At 42.4% G+C, this 20,412-nt stretch carries 12 protein-coding genes; 4 read left to right on the forward strand and 8 right to left on the reverse strand.

Annotated features, from left to right (window positions below):
* The first annotated feature begins 19 nt into the window (after nt 1-19).
* Nucleotides 20-3,127, forward strand: coding sequence for an efflux RND transporter permease subunit (locus JV36_RS0104220; protein ID WP_032096159.1), 3,108 nt, complete (start codon nt 20-22; stop codon nt 3,125-3,127).
* 625 nt (nt 3,128-3,752) lie between these two features.
* Here the strand turns inward: JV36_RS0104220 and JV36_RS0104225 are convergent.
* From JV36_RS0104225 to JV36_RS0104235, 3 genes are all read right to left on the reverse strand, one after another.
* Nucleotides 3,753-5,018, reverse strand: coding sequence for a HipA domain-containing protein (locus JV36_RS0104225; protein WP_032096160.1), 1,266 nt, complete (start codon nt 5,016-5,018; stop codon nt 3,753-3,755).
* Nucleotides 5,015-5,299, reverse strand: a complete 285-nt coding sequence (locus JV36_RS0104230; protein ID WP_032096161.1) for a Cro/Cl family transcriptional regulator — start codon at nt 5,297-5,299, stop codon at nt 5,015-5,017. Before JV36_RS0104230 ends, JV36_RS0104225 begins: the two co-directional genes overlap by 4 nt.
* A 253-nt stretch (nt 5,300-5,552) precedes the next feature.
* The gene (locus JV36_RS0104235; protein ID WP_032096162.1) at nt 5,553-7,355 is read right to left on the reverse strand and encodes a glycoside hydrolase family 43 protein; all 1,803 of its coding nucleotides are present in this window, start codon (nt 7,353-7,355) and stop codon (nt 5,553-5,555) included.
* Between the two features lie 168 nt (nt 7,356-7,523).
* Here JV36_RS0104235 and JV36_RS0104240 point away from each other — a divergent pair, with 168 nt between their 5' ends.
* A complete protein-coding gene (locus tag JV36_RS0104240) occupies nt 7,524-8,405 on the forward strand; it encodes a hypothetical protein (RefSeq protein ID WP_032096163.1) in 882 nt (293 codons plus the stop codon).
* A 50-nt stretch (nt 8,406-8,455) separates the two neighbouring features.
* On the opposite strand, the gene JV36_RS0104245 is transcribed toward JV36_RS0104240, so the two are convergent.
* Together JV36_RS0104245 and JV36_RS0104250 are read right to left on the reverse strand one after the other, a co-directional pair.
* Nucleotides 8,456-9,844: a sulfatase gene (locus tag JV36_RS0104245; protein ID WP_235207760.1), complete on the reverse strand. Its 1,389-nt coding sequence runs from the start codon at nt 9,842-9,844 to the stop codon at nt 8,456-8,458.
* Between the two features lie 85 nt (nt 9,845-9,929).
* Entirely contained in the window at nt 9,930-11,633 is a 1,704-nt protein-coding gene (locus JV36_RS0104250) for a glycoside hydrolase family 88 protein (protein ID WP_032096164.1), read from the reverse strand.
* Between the two features lie 250 nt (nt 11,634-11,883).
* On the opposite strand from JV36_RS0104250, the gene JV36_RS0104255 reads away from it, so the two are divergent.
* Both JV36_RS0104255 and JV36_RS0104260 read left to right on the forward strand, forming a co-directional pair.
* Nucleotides 11,884-14,883 (forward strand): BNR-4 repeat-containing protein, encoded by a 3,000-nt coding sequence (locus tag JV36_RS0104255; RefSeq protein ID WP_032096165.1) that lies wholly within the window; start codon nt 11,884-11,886, stop codon nt 14,881-14,883.
* A 14-nt stretch (nt 14,884-14,897) separates the two neighbouring features.
* Entirely contained in the window at nt 14,898-15,413 is a 516-nt protein-coding gene (locus JV36_RS0104260) for a hypothetical protein (protein ID WP_032096166.1), read from the forward strand.
* Nucleotides 15,414-15,454: 41 nt separating this feature from the next.
* Here the strand turns inward: JV36_RS0104260 and JV36_RS0104265 are convergent, their stop codons facing one another.
* The 3 genes from JV36_RS0104265 to JV36_RS0104275 form a co-directional block, all read right to left on the reverse strand.
* Nucleotides 15,455-17,083, reverse strand: coding sequence for a glycosyl hydrolase family 28-related protein (locus JV36_RS0104265; protein WP_235207761.1), 1,629 nt, complete (start codon nt 17,081-17,083; stop codon nt 15,455-15,457).
* Between the two features lie 598 nt (nt 17,084-17,681).
* Nucleotides 17,682-18,551, reverse strand: a complete 870-nt coding sequence (locus JV36_RS0104270; RefSeq protein ID WP_032096168.1) for a hypothetical protein — start codon at nt 18,549-18,551, stop codon at nt 17,682-17,684.
* Between the two features lie 377 nt (nt 18,552-18,928).
* Nucleotides 18,929-20,398, reverse strand: coding sequence for a helix-turn-helix transcriptional regulator (locus JV36_RS0104275; protein ID WP_032096169.1), 1,470 nt, complete (start codon nt 20,396-20,398; stop codon nt 18,929-18,931).
* Nucleotides 20,399-20,412 lie beyond the last annotated feature (14 nt).

The following is a 20,412-nucleotide window of genomic DNA, read 5'->3' on the forward strand; positions in this document are numbered from 1 at the left end:
GTTCTAAGGGAGGTTTAAGATGCTAGTTTCCATTATTCGTACCGCAATCGAAAAGCGCGGTATTTTTCTGATGCTTTCCTTTTTGGTGATTGGATTAGGCCTATTCAGTTATCAAAAGCTGCCTATTGATGCCGTACCCGATATCACCAACGTTCAGGTACAAATCAACACACAAGCAGAAGGTTATTCACCGCTTGAAACTGAACAACGTATCACCTTTTTGGTAGAAAACGCTTTGGCAGGATTACCAAACTTGGACTACACACGTTCACTATCGCGCTATGGCTTATCACAAGTGACGGCCGTTTTTGAAGAAGGCACGGATCTCTATTTTGCCAGAAACCTCATAAACGAACGGCTAGGCATTATCAAAAGCCAATTGCCCGATGGTATTGAGCCTAAGATGGGGCCGATTGCCACAGGTTTGGGTGAAATTTACATGTACACGCTTAGCGCGAAGCCCGGCACAGTAACTGTCGATGGCAGAAAATTTGATGCAATGGCGCTTCGAGAGTTACACGATTGGGTGGTGAAACCTCAACTGGCCTTGGTGAAAGGGGTAACAGAGGTTAATGCTATTGGGGGGTTTACCAAACAGTATCATGTGAAGCCTAATCCTCAACTTATGCTTAATTACGGCGTTAGTACTGACGATTTATTGCGGGCATTAAATCGAAATAACGCTAATCAGGGCGCTGGGTACATTGAACGCAACGGCCAGCAAATACTAGTACGTTCACAAGCGAGACTTTCGAGCGTTGAGGACATCGGTAACGTGGTGGTAACGCTTACAAACCGATCTCCCGTCACGGTAAGTGACATTGCAGAGGTCGCCATCGGTAAGGAGCTTAGAACGGGCGCTGCAACACGAGAAGGTCAAGAGACGGTGTTGGGCACAGCTATGATGCTAATAGGCGAAAATAGCCGAGCTGTTGCGCTAGACGTGGCTGATAAAGTGGATGAAATCCAAGCAAGCCTGCCAGAGGGCGTAATTATCCAAAGTGTATACGATCGCACTACGCTCGTGGATAAAGCCATCAATACAGTACAAAAAAACCTTGTTGAAGGCGCACTACTCGTTATTGTTGTCTTATTTTTATTGCTGGGCAATATACGGGCAGCAATTATCACCGCCGCTGTCATCCCACTTGCCATGCTTGCCACAATAATAGGCATGGTACAAACGGGCGTTAGCGCGAACCTAATGAGCTTAGGTGCGTTAGACTTTGGACTGATTGTTGACGGAGCGGTTATTATCGTCGAGAACTGTATTAGGCGATTAAGTGAATCGCAGCGGCGAACGGGTGCAATACTGCCTCTTAAAGAACGGCTGGAAGTCGTATTTGAGGCAACGAATGAGGTGATACGCCCAAGTCTATTTGGCGTGATGATAATCACGATTGTGTACATTCCTATCTTTAGCTTAACAGGTGTCGAAGGGAAGATGTTTCACCCAATGGCGGCTACCGTAATATTGGCATTGCTAGCGGCAATGGTATTTTCAATCACCATTGTGCCCGCAGCTGTTGCTATGTTTATGTCAGGCAAAGTCAGTGAAAAAGCGAGTCCAATAATCACTGGGGCTAAATCAGTTTACCGCCCTGTACTGGAGTGGGCATTAAAATTACGATGGTTGGTAGTAGGTGCAGCAACATTACTCGTAGTTATCAGTGTTTGGTTTGGGATGCGCCTAGGTTCTGAATTTGTGCCGCAACTAGATGAGGGTGACATAGCCCTTCATGCAATGAGAGTGCCCGGCACAGGAATTGAACAAGCTGTCGATATGCAAAAACGGCTTGAACAGGTCATTATGCAATACCCACAGGTAAACACCGTATTTGCTAAAACGGGTACTGCTGAGGTGGCTACTGATGCTATGCCACCCAACGTCACTGACACTTTTGTAATGCTAAAACCAATTGATGAATGGCCAAACCCTGCATTATCGAAAACGGAATTTGTCGAGCAATTGGAGAGGGATCTTCAAAATGTACCCGGCAATAACTATGAGTTTACGCAACCTATACAGATGCGCTTTAACGAATTAATTAGTGGCGTTAGGGCAGATTTAGGGATCAAGATATATGGTGATGATCTGGATAAGCTGCGGGATTCAGCTGGTGATGTTTTATCCGTATTACAAGATATTCCGGGCGCTGCTGATGCACGAGTAGAACAAGTAGATGAGATCCCCATCTTCACGGTGAACCCGAAGCCTTATGCGCTGGCGCGTTACAACTTAGACGTAACTGACTTGCAAACGTGGTTAAGTGCATCAGTTGGCGGCAAAGAAGCTGGTTTGGTATTTGAAGGCGACAGACGCTTTGAGATTGTTGTTCGTTATCCTGAAGAGATTCGCAATGATTTAGAAGCGCTGGGAAATATACCCATCATGACCAATGATGGTGAGTATGTGCCAATCGCCGAGGTGGCTGAGCTTGAATATACCAATATACCCAGTCAAATAAGTCGAGAAAACGCAAAACGCCGTATCGTCGTCACAGCAAATGTGAGAGATCGTGATTTAGGCTCTTTTGTCAATGATGCTAAAGAGCAAATCGCAGCCAATGTGGCACTGCCGAGTGGTTATTGGATAAGTTATGGTGGAACGTTTGAGCAATTGGAAAGTGCAAGTCAACGACTGAGCTTGGTTGTGCCCGCAACGCTTTTCCTGATCCTTGCATTACTTGTGATTGCATTTGGCTCAGTCAAAGACGCCTTGATAATTTTCACAGGCGTCCCTTTGGCATTAACTGGCGGCATCTTTGCTCTTTGGATCAGAGATATGCCTCTTTCAATATCGGCAGGGATTGGTTTTATCGCGCTCTCTGGTATTGCTGTATTGAATGGTCTGGTAATGCTGTCTTTTATCAGGCAGAGGATGGAAGAGACTGGCGAGTTGGTAAACTCGATTATTGATGGTGCAATGACTCGCTTGCGGCCAGTGCTGATGACAGCGTTAGTGGCGAGTCTTGGTTTCGTGCCCATGGCGCTTAACGTAGGTACTGGCGCAGAGGTGCAGCGACCTCTGGCAACGGTGGTCATTGGTGGGATCATATCCTCTACCTTGTTAACTCTGGTTGTACTACCTGTACTCTATAGACTCGTTCACTATAAGGTGAATTAGCAGCACTGGGGCATTTGGGTTTATAAATCAATGCCCCGGATTTACTTACCCCCATGACGATCATTCGACTTCTTTTGACAAAATGGGGAGGTGGCTCGTAAATCGCTTTGTAATAAAAATTTGGAGTTGTAGGGTTGGTTATCAATTGTAATATTCAACATTCGGCTTTTGGAGGCGCATCCTGTGGACTATTGTGGTCTGAATAACTGCTTTATGCCACTGAAGAGTCAGTCAGAATAAAGCATATTAACTTCCGCTTATGGTAAATATCGGAATCAAGAGCAGAGAGCCCTGAACGTCTGCTGTTTGTCTTCAGCAGACCACCGCCAGCGCGGTGGTGACGATCTGGTAGTCGCTCATAAAAGTCTGACAACTTACATTTGCTAATGTCGGCTTTAGGTCGTTTTTTGCCATTTATCTAAACATCAATCCAGTGCCTGCAATTGGCACAGACCGGAAGCTAAAATACAAACACCTTAACGTCCTTGTCTAAAGCGAACCACGTCAATCGAATTGCTAACTTCTTATACACCTATACCGTGTAATGTGATTCGCACATGAATTAGCTCTCGACAGAACTAAACCTATACTTGATAACTTCACTCTACAAAGCTCAGAACGTGGGCTAAAGCCTGAGGTTAGTGATCGTTTCTTTGATGCAGTTATGAAAAATCTCATTAACCATACGCACTTCTCCGGCTTTGCTAGAGTGCTGTTCTGCATTTTTAACAACATCCATCAAATGACTAGCATTTTGCTCGATAGCTTTCGCCATCTTTCTCAACTGAACCGCAGCCAAAGAAGTGGGGACGCGTAATTCCTCAGCAAACGCCATAACGTTTGCTTCAGACAACTCTCCCAAAAATTGTGCTTTCCCCATGGGCTGGGACAATTCATGGTCCATATGTTTATGCGGCAGTTCATATATAGCCGTCGACAGTAGATCATAGTGAGGAGTGATAACAACATCAGAGTCTTTGATGAAGAATGAGAGATTTTTCAGATGAGCGTCGCCATTGCCAACGAATGCATTAAACAAAGCCCAGCGAAAGATATCCAGCGTTGTTTTGGCCTTCATTCTGGAGAGCTGCACCAATTTGTTTAGACTCTCTGCTGTACTATTTGGATATTTCATATTTGGTGCAAGATTCAGTAACTGACAGCCATCTAGCACATGGCAACGGTGTTGGTTAGGGTATAAACCTACTCGGTCAAATCGCTCTATAAGGTATACCGGTTCTGGCAAATAACGAATATCTACCGAAGGGACGTCTAAACCACAAAGTTTTGCCAGATTCATGACAAACCATTCATTCCTAACTGTATGGTAATAAACATCTGGTGAAGAATGTTCAGGTTTAAGGATATGAGTCGACGGAAAAAATCCAGAAGGCTCCAGAATTTCACCGTCGCGATATATAACGAGCATCTTGTGCTGCGCCCCAGCCACGGACATTCTTTTACGCTCAGCCCGGTTCAAAGGGGCTTTTGGCAGATTTTTTATTCGCTGATTCACTTCTTCGAGAGTAAGTGAATGTACCTCACCTCGTGTCAGCTGCTCACCTTCTGGCAACAAGGTTATGGCACCCGCTGATTCAGCTCCGGCAACTTGAAGTAATCCAAAAGCATCGTCTATTGGCACTCTCACGTTTTTTGCCAGCAAATCACGCGCTTTCTCTTCAGGTAACAGGTTGTCAAAAAACCACTGCACCGGTCGATAGGTACCACCGTCGATTTGCTTCCCGTCTCGCAAAGGAATATGAGGAGATAGCGGGTGGCGAGTCTTGCTTGCCAACCAAATTGGAGCGTATTCAAATCCCCAAATGTTATTCTCGTCAGTCAACTGGCCAACGAGCGAATCATCCACATATACATCAAGAGCTCGGTTCATAAATCAATGCCGTCAATGATTTGTGATAACCGTTGTCGTTGAGCATCTGAAAGTGAATCTTTTTCAATTGGAACATCGATGGTGACCGTTATCCCCAATGAATCCAAAACTCGCAAAACTCGGCCTAACTCAACCGTCGGCTTGCCATTCTCAAAATCACTCAGGAACGTTGTGCCATTAGACGACAATGAGGCAGCAGATATCTGGTCTAGACCTTGCGTCTTTCTAACCAACTGCGCGGCTCTACCCAGTTGTTTGGCATCTTTAACTAAAAATATCACACCACACCTCTTATATATGCGTTCGCGGTTATTTTATAAGAGATTAAACAAATAGCAAGTGTTTGTATGCGTTCGCGGTTAAATTAAACTTTACTACTCATGAAAGCGAGCAATAACCGCGAACGCGGTTGTGATATTACTCCTTCTGGTTTACGCCATTTATTAGTGAAAGGCAATTCAGGTTCAATAATTTCTCTAAATAAAAAAGGCCGTAACATTACGCTACAGCCTTAACTTATTGCTAGAGATTAGGTTAAAACACCATCTGGTTTCTACCCTTCGGGCCATCATAGTCGTATTTAAACCAATCGACATCAATGTAACCGTCGTCTTTTTTCTCGTTCCAAGAAAAGAACCCGAGTCTATCCCCCGTCCATTTACCAAAGCTTATAGTGAAAGTCGGGCCGAAAGCGCGATAGCTTTTGCCATCTAAGCTGTATTCGTAAGTGGCTTTGTTTCTCGCGTTTGAGGTTCTTACGTATAGCGTGTTGCTCTCAATTATGGGACCTATTTCTTTTTGGCTCATACCATCCATATAGAACAAACGAGCAGTGCCGTCTTCAAGACCTTCCACGCCTAATAAGTTAAACGTTCCGCCGTATCTGACAAAACCTGCTAGTTGATTTGCCGCAATGCCGCTAATATCGAATTTCGCTACAGCAGTGCCTGTTGTAATGCCCATTATACGCTGGCTAAGGGTGTTATTGGCGCGCCAAAAATCACCATCGGAACCGTCGTTATTAGTCCACTCGTTAATTTTAGGTCCGTACTCAGCACCTTGCGGCAAAACTTTACTGGCTTTAAGCCTCAGCCAGCCATCTCGCTCTGTGAGCGACCAGTGGCTATCTCTTGGATTATGATTCCACTCCCATTGAGGGCCTAATTCACCGCTAGCAAAATCATCATCAGATCGAGGTGCAGCGATGGGAAAACCTTTTATAGGTTTTTCGAATCGCTTAACTGGCTCGCCTATTCCGTCATTATCTTCATCTACGCCGATAATTGGCCAGTCATCTACCCATGTAACTGGTTCTAAAGACTGTGGACGACCTTGAAAAGGAATGTCATCATTTTGTATAAGCTGATGCATATACCACCAGCTACCGTCAGGGGCTTTCATCAAACCACCTTGGCTCGCGCTGCGATTGCCAAATTCTGTGCCTTTTTCAAGTACGGTTTTTACCTCATAGGGCCCATAAATACTTTCTTTAGATCTTAAAACCAGCTGCTTTCTATCATTTTTAGGGTTTTTAACACCAGGTTTAGTAGATTTATCACCCATGGTCCACTGTGCCATGAAGATATACCAATACCCGTCTTTCTTATAAATTTTAGCAGCTTCAGCACCCATGCCGGTATATACCAATTTGCCCTCATCGAGAATTTTAGTACCGTCCCAACTCATGCGGTAAATTCGATTTTCATTACCTTCAATGGTGTTGTCTGCACTTTTCTGTTTAGTGCCCGAGTTCACAATAATGTAGGCTTCGTGTGTTTCCTCGTCCCAAAATACTGCAGGGTCATCCAACACATCGGCTTTAGGCATCATCATAATTGGCTCGCTCCACGGCCCTTCGATGTTATCCGCCGTTGTAACCATTAATCCGTGCTGATAATCTATCTGATACACATACCATTTGCCCTCGTGATAGGCTAAATCGCCTGCCCACACACCAAACGAATAACCGTTCATGCGGTCCCAGTTGTACTCAGGTGCCCACGATAAGCTTGAGAATGCATGCCCTACATTTTCCCAATTCACCATATCTTTTGACTTTAGAATAGGCATTCCAGGGGACATGTGCTGTTTGGAGGTGATCATGTAATACGTGTCGCCCACTTGCTCGATGTCTGAGTCTGGGTAATCAGCGTTTAATACAGGGTTGATGTAAGTACCATCACCTTGATCACCGAAGCTTCCAGAAGTACCTTTTCCCATTGGCTCATCTTGCGCAGAGAGCTTGCTGGAAGCATCAACCTGACAGCCAGAAAGCACCGTTAGTAAAACGGATGCAATAGCTAATTTTTTAACGTTCATTTGCTTGAGTTTGTCCATAAAATTCAATCGCTCTTTTCATAAGTGACTTAGGCGTTATCATTTAACAATATTTACATAATGACACATTTTGATTACTATTGACAAACATCAATCATTTACAGTCACAAAGTTTTTTTACCTGCATCATTGCGGTAGTTCTTGTGAAGAAATATGTCAGGGGTCCCCGTGAAATCTTTTATAAATATTATAGTGGCAGGCTTTGTACTGACTGCATGTAATCCAGCATCTACAACGAGTAAACAAATAGAACCTGAACCTCTTCAGCATATTAATTTACCAGATGGCACACTTGCCGTAGTAATAGATGGTAATTCACCTGATCCTGATGACATCGGCGCTACACCAGTCTTATTAGCACTTCTCAATAAGGCCAACGCTGCCGATAGACTGGTGCATATTTCTCATTCTTGCGATTTAGACCCATTTAGAAATAAGGCACGGTATCAAATAGACCCAGAAAATGAGAGCAGACGTCAGGGTGTGCTCGACAACTCAATCAACCGCGCACTCAATGTATTTGGTCCTTTTCAAAATATTCAAAAACTGTTCAATTGTAGAGCGGAGCAAGAAGCCGCCATTGCAGATTTAACGTTAGCGATTAACAGCGCGTCCTCTGAAACACCTTTATGGATTATTGAAGCCGGTGAACCTGATGTTATTGGTTACGCTCTACAAAAAGCAGAAGAAAGCAGACGAAAGCATGTGAAAGTCGTATCTCACCACCCCGCGAACGACAACAGCGGAGACTATTTTACATGGCAACAAATTCTAGATTTTGGTATTGAAGAACACCAAATAGGCGACCAAAACGTTGGCTTGCAAACGCCTATCAATGCTTGGAGTTGGGCTAAAGATAGCAAAGACGACGGCATCTCGCTTATTTACGAAATGCTCGAATATGCTGAACAGGACGGTATTGTTCCCTTTCAAGCGGGCAAATTTGATAGCTCCGATGCCGGTATGATTTATTGGTGGATAACGGGTGCCGATAATGGTGGCAATAAGCACGCAACGCCGGACGACATTAAGCTGACCCTCAAACAATAGCTCATAAGATGCGACAAGCACGCGTCAGCCTAGTTGGCGCGTGCTATTTCTCATTCTCCCGCCACCGCTTTTTCTGTCAGCGCTTTGAAGTACTCATTACTTCTAAATTGAGACACTGGCGACCACCTAGCATTCTCTTTTGGTAGCCTAGCTTTAAGTTCACTTTTTACTTCAAAGTAAAAAGGATTATTAGCTAGGTTATTCCATTCATTTGGATCTGTTGAGTGGTCGTATAGCTCCTCACTACCATCTTCGTAACGAATGTATCGAAATCGCTCATTTTTTACAGCGTGGTTGTTAGGACCGAATGTAGTTAATGCAACATGCTCCCAATCGGCATTGGGATTTTTGATAAGGGGAGTGATATCGTGCCCCTGATTAAGCGGATTTTCTGGCAAACCAGCCATTTTCAACAGCGTAGGATACAAGTCCACTAAACTTACTGGGCGGTTACTTACAAGTTTCGATGACGAACTCGGAGACTTGATAATAAGTGTAGTTTTGGTGGACGTTTCCCAAAGCGCCATTTTAGCGAAACGGTTCTTTTCTCCCACATCGTAACCATGATCGCCCCATAGCACGATTATTGTATTATCAGCATATTCACTAGCCTCAAGAGCATCCAGTACCTGCCCAACGTAATAGTCTACAAAAGAAACACTCGCCAAATAGGCCTGCACAATGTTTTTCCATTCTCCTGACTCTATAGCCCAGTCGGTGGTTGGCATCATGTCATAGGTCGAAATGCGCTTTGCAATCTCTGGGACGTCATCAAAATCATTAGGTAGATAAGGAGGGAGCTCAATATCTTCGATAGGATGCATATCAAACCATTTTTGAGGTACGGTCCAGGGCACGTGTGGTCTAAGGAATCCACCAGCAATAAAAAACGGTTTATCGTGTTTACGCTGTAACTGTTCAGCAAGCCATTTTGCCGAATTATAGTCTGGCATCATTGCGTCTTTTTCAGGATAGGCCCCCCAGTCAGTGCTGGTCCCCTTTCTATTCCACTTAATTGGCTCGGGAGAATATGGTCCAAACTGAGCCTGTCTTCCACCGAAAACATCGAAGCTTCCATCAGCAACCCCATAGTGAAATACCTTACCAACAGCCGCTGTGTAATAACCGTGCTTTTTAAAATATTCACTTAAGAATGTCGATTGTGCTGCCTTCATATTAGCAGAGCGAATATCGTTGTCTTGAACGTGGCCATATATTCCAGTTGTCGATGGAAGAAGCCCTGTCATGATACTTGCTCTTGAAGGTCCACACAGAGGCGCTGGCGCGTGAGCATTGGTAAACGTGGTGGCTTGTAGGGCCAATCTATCTATATTTGGCGTTTTAGTACTAGGGTGACCATTCATCGCCCCTACCCAACTGTTTAAATCGTCGATCGCCAACATAAGAACATTTGGATGGCTATTAGAAGCCTGTGGCATGCTCGCTCCCAATGAATTAGCTGCGGCGAGAGCTAATAAGCTCCCGAGTAAAAAAACTCTTCTACTTATCATTTCCTAATTCCTTTCACTTAATTTTTAATTTCACGCCGCGTGAACGCTCAAACTCAAGTTTTCTGATATTGGCCTCAACAAAATAAAAGTCTCCATAAATTATGGGAGTATCAATTTCGCCAGCGTTCCCCATGTCTCCAGTCGCCTCATTAAGCACAAAGCCAAGTTCGAAGCTCTTATCCCGCCCATTTTTATTCCTGTCTGTTCTATAGTTATTAGTCAGCTCCGCCATTATTTTGTCAGCAAGCAAGCCATACTTTTGTTTTCGGTTTTCATCTTCCGTGATGGTGGCGTAGCGATACAGAGCCGATGCATAGATAGCGGCAGCTGACGTATCTCTAGGAATTTTAGTATGCGTGGCAGGGTAAGGCTCGCGCCCACAAGGAACAAGATTATCTCCTTGCAAAATGTCAGACCCGTACCAGTTTTTCTGGTTTTTGAGCTCGTTCAGCGACTCACTTGTTAGTATCGAAGCATCTAATATTTGAGGGCGATAACCTTTATAGGGCAGTATATGGGAGTCTATTCTGTTCGCACATAGCTCAAGAATTCCCGAATAGACGGACGTTTTTTGAGACGTGTTTTCAGCATACTCAAACGCGTTACTTCTATTTGCCCAGAAATCCCAAAAAGGAACGAGGTCTTCTTCTAATAAATGCCCAATACTATTTAGAACATTGTTTAAATGTGTTTCAAACGTTGCTCGTTCAGTATCACTCAAGCTTAAATCAGACATATAGTCTACAATTGTTACATAACCATATAACGACCAGCCCTGCCCTCTCGCCCAAGCTGAAACGTTGCCTAACCCCTGCCAATTGCCCGGTTTCTGTTTATCATAATCAAAAACATGGTACGCAATTGGATAACGTTTTTCTAAATCACTATCCTCATAAAAATAATGATTTTTGAGCGTTGTTTTGGCATGTGTTATTGCAATATCTTTGTAGTGAAAGGAGTCACTATCTAGCAGATATTCGAGGTTCATCATGTTGTCGATGATGACTGGGTAAGTCCATGGTTGGGCTATTTTATGCAGCTCAACAACGTCCTTACCGTTTCTTGATACAGATACCTTCATATGAGGGACGAAGTCCCAAGATTTTATAACTCCCTTTTCTTCGTTAAAACGGCGAGAGAGCGTTTCTCTACCTTTCGCCAAAATTGAAACGTACTTAGATCTAAGTTCATCGCTCAAGTCCTCGTAATTAAGGGCTTCGCCATATGAATCATAGAGCATGAAACCTAAATCATGGGTTGTTTTAAGCGTAGCATCACTGTCTAGAGCTCTTTGATAGTGTGTGGCAATGCTTAATAGTTGTCTTTCTTCATTTCCACTCCATTTCACGTATTCTTTGTTAGAGAGTATTTTCCATATTAGTCCTGGAAAAAAGCCATTGGTCCACTTCTCATATTTATCCAAAAAGATGCCTCCGTGCTCGTATGAGCGCGGAACACATATCATCGTGGTATCTTTAACGCATGCAGGACGGTAATAAAGGTACCGTTCAGCTTCAATATGATTGGCCATCTTGAGATATTGATTTTTTGTGAAAGTTAAATTGCCGCCTGCGTCTTCGGCAGTGAATATTTCGATGTTTGATTGAAGCACTTCTTTTTGCAGTACTTCATGTTTTCCAGAGTGCTCTTGACTACAGGCTGCTAGGGCAATAAATGTGAGCAGCTGTGTCCCTATCAAAATTACATTCTTAAGCATTTTTTACTACCACAGGTAAATTAAGTAAGCCAATTCTTCAATTAGCCTCGAACGCGCACCAAATTATTTTAAAGTTTACCACTTTACGCCCTCATGACTACTTATGATTAATAATGATCATATTGTAATGCATTTGTTAATTCAATGTAATAGGATATGCGCGAAACTGAATGCTTTTGAAATATTGCAGTATTAGCATTTTGTGGAACTACATCATATTGATTAATAACTAACCTGAGCTAATAAACTTATGAAATGTCTAAAAACATTGTTAGTTTCAACTACTTTATTGACTGCATTTTCGCTTAATGCAGAAGTTACACTCGAGCAACAAGTAAAAATTACGGAAGAAGGGCTCCATTTCGACGGTAGAAATCTCGACTTTTCTAATGTAGGGACGCCAGACACGGGAGAAAAGTACGACTATTTCTTCGGCCCGAATATCTCCGCCCACGGTGATGCAGTAAAAACATACAGGCATTATGTTTTTATGACGTGGTATAAGGGCGGGAAGAACGAAAGAAACGTAATGCTTTCTCGATACAATACGCTTAATGGCGAACTATCTACAATCGAGTTCCCCCATAAGCACACTGGTTTCAGAGGCGATCCCCTTGTCGGAGAGTCTCACAATACTATCGGCTTATCGGTGAGTCCTATTAATGGCACCATTCACATGGTGTTCGATATGCACGCATACGACAACAATAATCATGGCGGTAAGTTTAAGGATGACTTTTTCAGATATTCATTTAGCGTAGCTGGCGCTGCTGAGCTCCCCCATTCAGAATTTACCTTAGATAAATTTGTTAAGGATACTAGTGAGGTTAGCCAAGGAGACGATGATTACAAGCACCTTACTATGACAGGCGATCTAGATGATAAAGGTAACTTTGCTCGCCTCACCTACCCTAAATTTTTTACTACAGTAGACGGGACATTGCTGCTTTATATGCGCCTAGGCGGCAATAATAACGGCGCTTATGTTTTTAATCGCTATGACGCTGAGACTGAAAGCTGGTCGACGTTCACAAAGTTCAATGAAAACAATCAAAAGCTTAAGGGAAACCAGTATAACTGGGGCCTTTACGGAAACATGAAGTATGTAAACGGAAAGCTTCGTGTTGGCTTTCAACAGCGAAGCAACGATAATTCAGATAAATATAAATACCAAAACGGCGTCTATTACGCGTATTCAGACCATCCGGATGGCTTCGGTGATTGGAAGAATCACAAAGGCGAACCAATGACATGGCCGCTTATTAATTCCGATGAGATAAAAGTATTTGAGCCAGGTGACTATATAAGCCATACCGAAGCCAACTCAGTTTACATTGTGGGAAGCTTCGACTGGACTGTTACTGAAAAAGGTGACATTCATATTATCAGCAAAGTTCGTTCAACCGACCGCGGCAGAGCAGACTACGAAGAAGTTTATATTCATTCATATAAACCCGCAGGCGCTGAAGAATTCATAATTAGTACTGATTTCCCGGGTGCAAGTGAGATTTATACATCAGGTGACAATGTTTATATTGTAGGTTTAGAGGGCGGCCGCCCCTATGTTGAAAAAGCTCAAGGCGGCACCAACAACTTTATTAGAGTGTATGAAGCGAGCGATGGACCAGTATTCGATCATGGCACACTCTATATCAAGGACGGTAAAGTTTACTATTACCTCATGGAGCGTACATCAGGCACCGCAATGCCCCTTTACCTTCAAATTATCGATTTGGATTTAGAGAGCGACGCGAATGCTCCTATCGTATCTTTTCCTTCTCCTTCAGTGACTGTAAACCAAGGTTATGAGAAATTGAGCCTGAACATTTCTGCTGAAAGTCCAGTGGAAGGAAGAAGCATTCAGTCTGTTTCACTTTATATTGACGATGAGCTAGTGCGTACAGACGATTCTCTACCGTTTCTGTTTGGTCATGGCTCTAAGCCTCATGAGACTGGCGCATTGGGCTGGCTTGATAGGCACGAGCCAAACCCCTCCCCTCTTTCAGCAGGACGCCACGTTTTTAAAGCAGTAGCTGTAGATAGCGAAGGCGACAGCTCTACTGCAACAATGATACTGAATGTGAACTCAAATGCCCCCATCGTTTCATTTCCCCAAGAAAGTTTGGAAGTAGATGAGGGATTCGAAAGGCTGAGTCTCAACATTAGCGCAGAAAGTGCTGTTGAAGGACGCACTATTGAGTCGGTTTCTCTTTATATTGATGGCGGACTGGTCAGGACAGATACCTCCCTTCCCTATTTATTTGGTCATGCTTCAAAACCTCATGAAACAGGTGCGATGGGCTGGCTTGATACTCACTCACCTAATCCGTCTCCGTTGGCTGCGGGCAGTTACGAATTTACAGCGGTTGCGACAGATAATGAAGGTGAAGAAACAACAGCCTCTATGCTGCTTGTCGTTAAAGGAGAGCCAGAGCCGCCAATCGTTACTTGGCCAAACTCAACTGTGACTGTTTATGAAGGCTATGAGAAATTAGCAATCACTATCGATGCAGAAACACCGGTGGAGGGGCGAGACATTCAGTCTGTCACCCTTTTCAGAAACGGTGAGCTAGTAAGGGTGGACACGCGCCCAGTGTGGAACTTCGGACATTCTTTTGCACCTTACGAGTTTGGTGCTATGGGTTGGCTAGACCGTCATGAGCCGAACCCTTCACCTTTAGGCGTTGGCACACATACCTTTACCGCCGTAGCACGAGACAGCGCAGGACTTGAAAGTGAAACTGATATGGCGCTCATTGTCCTGAGCTTACCTGGGCCCTCAGTCATGATAAATGAGGGTGATATCTCACTACTGACTGAATATCAAAACCTTGCTATCACAGCAGAGGCCTCTGCAGCAGATGACGATATTTCTCTTGTCAGCCTAGCACTTTACATTGATGAACAATTGATAAGAGAAATCTATGAACCTCCGTTTATATGGGGATCTGATGCTTATTCGACTGAATTACTATCGTTGACGGAAGGTACGCATTTAGTGCGCGTAGTCGCCACTGACTCCAACAATAAGCAGTCTGAATCTAGCATTTTTATCAATATTGATTTATTGGGCGACCTAAATAAGGACTCAATAGTAGACAAAGCCGATACAAGGCTTTTTACATCAAAATTACGAGCGGGTGAAATTATGGATATCCGCTATGACTTTAATGGTGATGGCGTTGTAAATAACAGAGATACACGAGGTCTTGTTCGTCGTTGTACTTATTCACGCTGTAGTTCTAATTAAAAGGAATAACGAAAATGAAAATTGCGAACTTAATACTTATTATTGGTTTAATGATGTCCTTTTCATCAAAGGCATCGCTCATTACCTTTTCAAGTGATTCATCGTCATACTCAACTGGCGATTTAATAGAGCTAGAGGTGTTTATTAATGAAGCTAATCCAGCAATAGATTTTCTTGAGATTGTATGGGAATTTGATTCCAGTCTATTTGAGTTTGACATGCTTACTATTACTGATGGTGTTTTTGATAACTCTTATTTTGACGATGCTTTTGCCTCAGGGGATGAATTGTTACTTCAATTAGGATTTTCTGCTGATTGGGATAGCTTCCTAGGTACATCGTTTACATTAGGAACATTCAGCTTTATTGCGTTAGAAGACAACGTGACATCGCCTGAACTTATGTTAATTGACATGTTTGCGCAAAATTTTGACGGGGATGATATAAGCGCAACATCGGTGCCCGCGCCACCAACGCTTTTAATGCTTTGTATCGTTGGCATAGCATTTCTTAGAAAGCGGATGCGTTGATTGTTATGGCCCAAGGTTTTATTCCTTGGGCCATTCTACCCCTACTTATTTAACCTTTGCTGTTTCTGATATTCGTAAAGAGAAGGTATAGCCATTTTCGAATTAATGTCAGCGATATAAGGTGAAGGATTATGTTCTACTTCGAATTTTCTATTTCCATACATGCCAATAACTCTTGCATCAGGTCCTTCTGTCTGCCCCAAAATTCTGACTGTTTCATCACCATCGGCGCCACTTTCAACAAGTATTTTAGAGTTCCATGTCGTGTTATATCGCCCGTGACCGGGTTGCCAGTACCCTGCCCCACCTCCAAACCATAAATCGTAGTAAGGGCCATCTTCACTAGGCTTTGCTTCTATGTGGAAAGTCATGTTGTCGTATAGGTTTTGATGGTTGGCTCCTGCATGCTGATCTAACGTGGGTTGCGTAAAACCTACACCTCGCAAAAATACACTTTTCGTTGACTTGGTGTTCATACTAAATGTATGTACTGTGGGATTTAGAATTTTAGCATCTTCTACCAAGAAGTTATGTACGCTCCCAAGATGGATACCATAGTGTCCAAAACGACTTCCATCGCTGCGTATATTTGAGATTGTAACATTTCCACTATTCTCAGTTAATAGAGCGCTGTCTGCATTGCTAAAGCTTACGTCCCTAATCCAGCCGTTGAATACGCTAGTTAAGTAGATACCGTTAAAGCCCTGCTCAATATGATGGCCATAGGTATCGCCCGTTGGAAAGTGAATAGATAGTCCTTCTATCCCAACCTCTTTTAAATGCTCCCATGATGAGAAGTGTGCAGGTATATTACTATTTATATCGTGTAAGAGAGGGTCACTTATTTCTATTTTATTGCCTTTTACTGACTTAACTTGAGTTGGTTGCATGACGAGCGGACGATTTGGGAAGTCAAAATGGTGTGAACCAATAACTTGGTCAGTATTGCCATAAATAGCTTTTACAATGCCGCCTTGTTTACCCTCTTTATTATGCCAGTCTATTCTGAGTATATCCCCTTCTGAAATACCTCCTGCGTCGGTAACGTCTAGGGTTGAATCACCTCTTTTTCCTTTAGAGATTACAGCTATTTTTTGGGGTTGCTTATCCAACTCTTTTAAATAAGGAACGGGGCGAGTGTTCTCCTTTTGGATCCATATCACGCCGCCTGACCAAGAGTATTCAGAAAAATAGTCATCTATATAGATTTCAGGGTCTTTTTGTTTTTTGTTATGTAACCTTAAGTAATCTCGAAGTTCATTCAATGTAGGTGTTTTGTCAATAATTGACAGCGGCATCGGAAAATAAAGTTGAGTACCACTGGAGCCCATTCCTTTTCCACTAATTGTTATATCACTTCGATTAATCTTGAGAATATCTTTGATAATGAAGCGCCCTTTCGGAAAAGCTACTGTCACATGCCCTTCTACCGTGTGTGCAAAGTCTAAGGCTTTTAGGATAGCTTTTGTGTCATCCTTATGGTCATTCGGGAGTGCACCATAATTCACTACATCGATATTTGTGGTATCAACGTTAGCAACAATCTTCTTTTCTCCATTGTGATAACCAGCATATGAGTAATCTGGGAGAAATATATTTTCTTTATTCCTTAGAGCCTCAATGCCCTCGCTACCGTTGGCTGACAATGAAGCGCTGATTAATAGCGCCATTATTGAAAAACTAATGTGCATCGATAATCTGACGAGAAGCTTGAATTTCCGAGCTAATAGTTTTCTATGAAAGGTATACATTGTTGAAACAACCTATTTTTTAAGTGATGCCTTTACAATATATTCACAATTAATCAATAACAATAACTTTCAATCACAATGAGGATATAAAGTTCTGCGCCTCTTACAACAGAACAACCTTGTGAGTTTGATAACTCAACAGTCTTTTTTCTTTTTTCTTGTTTTTGATAAAAAATATTAAGTATTGCGCAGCCATATAAATATCCTTTATCTAACCTCTATGTATATTCTAATGTCTGCATCAAAGCGTCGAATTGCACTTGATTGTCTTTTACTAGTGTTGAATGGTCTTTATTACGCATCAATGGAACTCTATCTACGCATGAATGGAGTTTGGTTTGTCGCAAAAATGCAGCTGAGTCTACAGATCTACGTATTACAATATCGAATACAAGGTTTTACTGATCTATATACTGCTAGTTCGGTTTATAAGGGTAAGAAAACAACTCATTTTTGATGTGAGTGTAATAGTTGGTAATAAATAGTAGTAGATGTGTCTGCTGTAGCGCGTTGTTGACTACACTTTTCCTAGGCTCTTCAAACGTTGAAGGTGTTGAGCTGCTTCTCTTGGGGATTTTTGAATTCGAGGTTCGTTGTGTTTCACTGGCACACTATCGAGCGACGGAGCCTTAGATACCAAAACCGATAGCTTCGTGACAAGGCCGTGAAATGGTTTGGCTATCACTTTAAATGTATTTATAGATAAAAACTTTAGAACGCCGTTAGCGAACTCGAAAGCGATAATTTCTAGATTCTGTAGCGTATTTAAAACGCGTCTTACTGTATTTTGCGACCAGTTGAGAAAGTGAGACAGGAACGGCACCGTTCTACAGACCTTTTGCCTACTTTTTTCTATATTCCACTTGTGCTGATTTAATAGATAGCCATGTAAAATTAGTGCTTTGTGAGTATGTTTAGATCTATTCCCAGATAACACAGCGCTGTTGCGCTTGAGCTGGCCTACCTGAACTTTAAAGAAGGTTATTGCACGTCCTTGGTCTTTTATTTTTTTACTCCTTGCCGCTACAAGTGTTTTTTCTAATTCGCTTGCGAATAGTAATGCGTAAGCGTTATCGCCTATTTTTAAATGATGCGCGATATTATCGTAGTAAGGGTGATAAGAACCGTGCTCTCTTTCGACAGGCTCACCTTTTTTCAAAAAGCCTTTCGATACTAAAGATGAGATTGCTGAACGGACTGCATTTGGTGAGTAGCCGACTTTATTGCAAATAGCTTGAGTTGTCTGCTTGAAGAGACGTCTATATGGTTTCAATTGACAAGCGAAAAAGGCAATATGTGAAAACACAAACGACTCTGTGTCTGTTAATTGCTCAAACTGCCCTGACGACATAAAAAGTACGTCATCAAATTTACTATTAGGGTTCATCTTTTTACCAACAATATACGTGATTTGCTGATAAAAAACGCTTTAGAGGTTGACCTGATCGGGTAAACCGCTAAAATTAGATGTGTAACTGGTTCGAAAAGTTACATCTAAAGACCCGTGCAGTGCGCCAACACTTCACGGGTTTTGTTTTTTGCGCTTCTTATCTTTCCATATTTCCAAAATGCTCTTCACTGAGCGTTTAAAGATTGTATTGTTTTTTGTTGTTTTCTTTAATGTATGTAATCTTTATATGAAAGGTGTGAGAGATCAAGTTGGATCGTGATCTATTGTTGATCTTTCTAAAGATTCGATCCAAGGCTTAATAACTGATTTAGTTAGATTAAAGGTTCGATCCGGCTTAACAGGTACGCAATCGTTTAACGACGATCATCAAGTTTTCCTAAAATGTGGAGGGCTGACATGTCACGTCTAAATGCGATCACTGATGCGCCTTGTTCTGGCGAATAACCTATATTGATCAGATATCCTTGAACAGTAGCCCTACCATACTCAACTACTAGCTCACCTTTACGTTGTTCTGACAGAAAACTTGTTCCTACCTGTTTGACTATCTTTTCAGCCACTGCTTCGTGGATCTTTGCTTTGTAAGATGGGTCAGAGTTTGCCATAACCATATTGGAAAACTTGCGCTTAAATTCATTGAGGCTTGAGGAGGGAGCGACGGATTCTCGCAGTTCATTCCACGCATATAGTTGCTGTGCTTGCCTACCGGTTATGAGATGTTCACGTGCCCAAAGCCCAAACAGAATCTCAATTTCGTTTTTTGTAGCAAATACATCACTGTCGATGAGCAACATATCATCCAGCGTTCTTTTCGCTTTTATGGCAGCAATAATATTTTTTACAGTTGACCTGGGGAACTGTATGACGGCCGCCTTTTTTTCTACATTCTTAGAGTCTTCATAAGTTACGATCGCTTCTAAGCGAAATAATTTATAGTACATTTCTATGTCAATAATGAAATCTTTTCTATTATCATAAAAATCTCTCATATCAAATGTCGTTGCAGATATTCTCTGCATGGATTGAATAGCATTGCTGATGTAACCACCCGCGGAAGCATCTGATACTGGTATATCTTTCGCCATTGAAATAAGGGGCTCTAAGGGCAACGTAAAGGTTTCTCCGATGGTTTCTGACTCTTCAATTCGTTCTGAAATATGATTGATTAACCAAGTAATCGCGCTTGCGTAGTAACTCATGTCAGGAAGATAAATTAATCTCCCCTCCTCTGCCCTCGCTGTTATCAGAATGGGTTTTGTTCTCCCCTCCTCTCGAAGTTTAATACTAAGAGAGCTTGTTTTATCTTTGCGGTTCGTTCGCATTGCTTTCACCAAATAGCGAACAATTTGAAGCTCGATAAAACGTGTCTTATCGTCGTAACGCTCTATGTTGATTGTTTCAACAGTACTGGATGAAACCAATTGAAAGTTGTCAATCTCTTGGTCTTTATTATTAGATTCTGCCGAGGCAATCGAATGCCCCTTTGGCATGACTAGTTTGTAGAGTCTTCCCCGCCGCTTTTTTATAGGATCAGTCGTGATAAATTCGCTAACGATTAAACCTTCCTTTTCTAACTGTACGAGGTGATGTCTTACGTTAGACAACTTACGGTTAATTCTTTTGGCTACGAATTCTAAGCTAGCGGTAAGTTCTTCTATCTCTTGGAGTGTAATAAATATGTCTGACGCAACAGTACTCGATGTAGCTGAAATATCTAGTGAGCTGCAAAGTCTCATGAAAACCTTAAAGTCAAAGTCACTAGATACTGAAACTAAGGGGGCCTTAAATCCATATTTTTCAGACAACTCGAATAGTTCACGCACGCTGATTCTCTTCC

Origin of the sequence: Alteromonas sp. LOR (assembly GCF_000753865.1) — a bacterium.
In the GTDB taxonomy this organism is placed as follows: Bacteria; Pseudomonadota; Gammaproteobacteria; order Enterobacterales; family Alteromonadaceae; genus Alteromonas.

What these genes read in the sequence shown, in the direction of transcription:
- JV36_RS0104250 (WP_032096164.1), bottom strand. Translation starts at nt 11,633, where the DNA reads ATGCTTAAGAATGTAATTTTGATAGGGACACAGCTGCTCACATTTATT.
- JV36_RS0104270 (WP_032096168.1), bottom strand. Translation starts at nt 18,551, where the DNA reads ATGAACCCTAATAGTAAATTTGATGACGTACTTTTTATGTCGTCAGGG.
- JV36_RS0104235 (WP_032096162.1), bottom strand. Translation starts at nt 7,355, where the DNA reads ATGGACAAACTCAAGCAAATGAACGTTAAAAAATTAGCTATTGCATCC.
- JV36_RS0104220 (WP_032096159.1), top strand. Translation starts at nt 20, where the DNA reads ATGCTAGTTTCCATTATTCGTACCGCAATCGAAAAGCGCGGTATTTTT.
- JV36_RS0104255 (WP_032096165.1), top strand. Translation starts at nt 11,884, where the DNA reads ATGAAATGTCTAAAAACATTGTTAGTTTCAACTACTTTATTGACTGCA.
- JV36_RS0104245 (WP_235207760.1), bottom strand. Translation starts at nt 9,844, where the DNA reads ATGCCACAGGCTTCTAATAGCCATCCAAATGTTCTTATGTTGGCGATC.
- JV36_RS0104265 (WP_235207761.1), bottom strand. Translation starts at nt 17,083, where the DNA reads ATGGCGCTATTAATCAGCGCTTCATTGTCAGCCAACGGTAGCGAGGGC.
- JV36_RS0104225 (WP_032096160.1), bottom strand. Translation starts at nt 5,018, where the DNA reads ATGAACCGAGCTCTTGATGTATATGTGGATGATTCGCTCGTTGGCCAG.
- JV36_RS0104260 (WP_032096166.1), top strand. Translation starts at nt 14,898, where the DNA reads ATGAAAATTGCGAACTTAATACTTATTATTGGTTTAATGATGTCCTTT.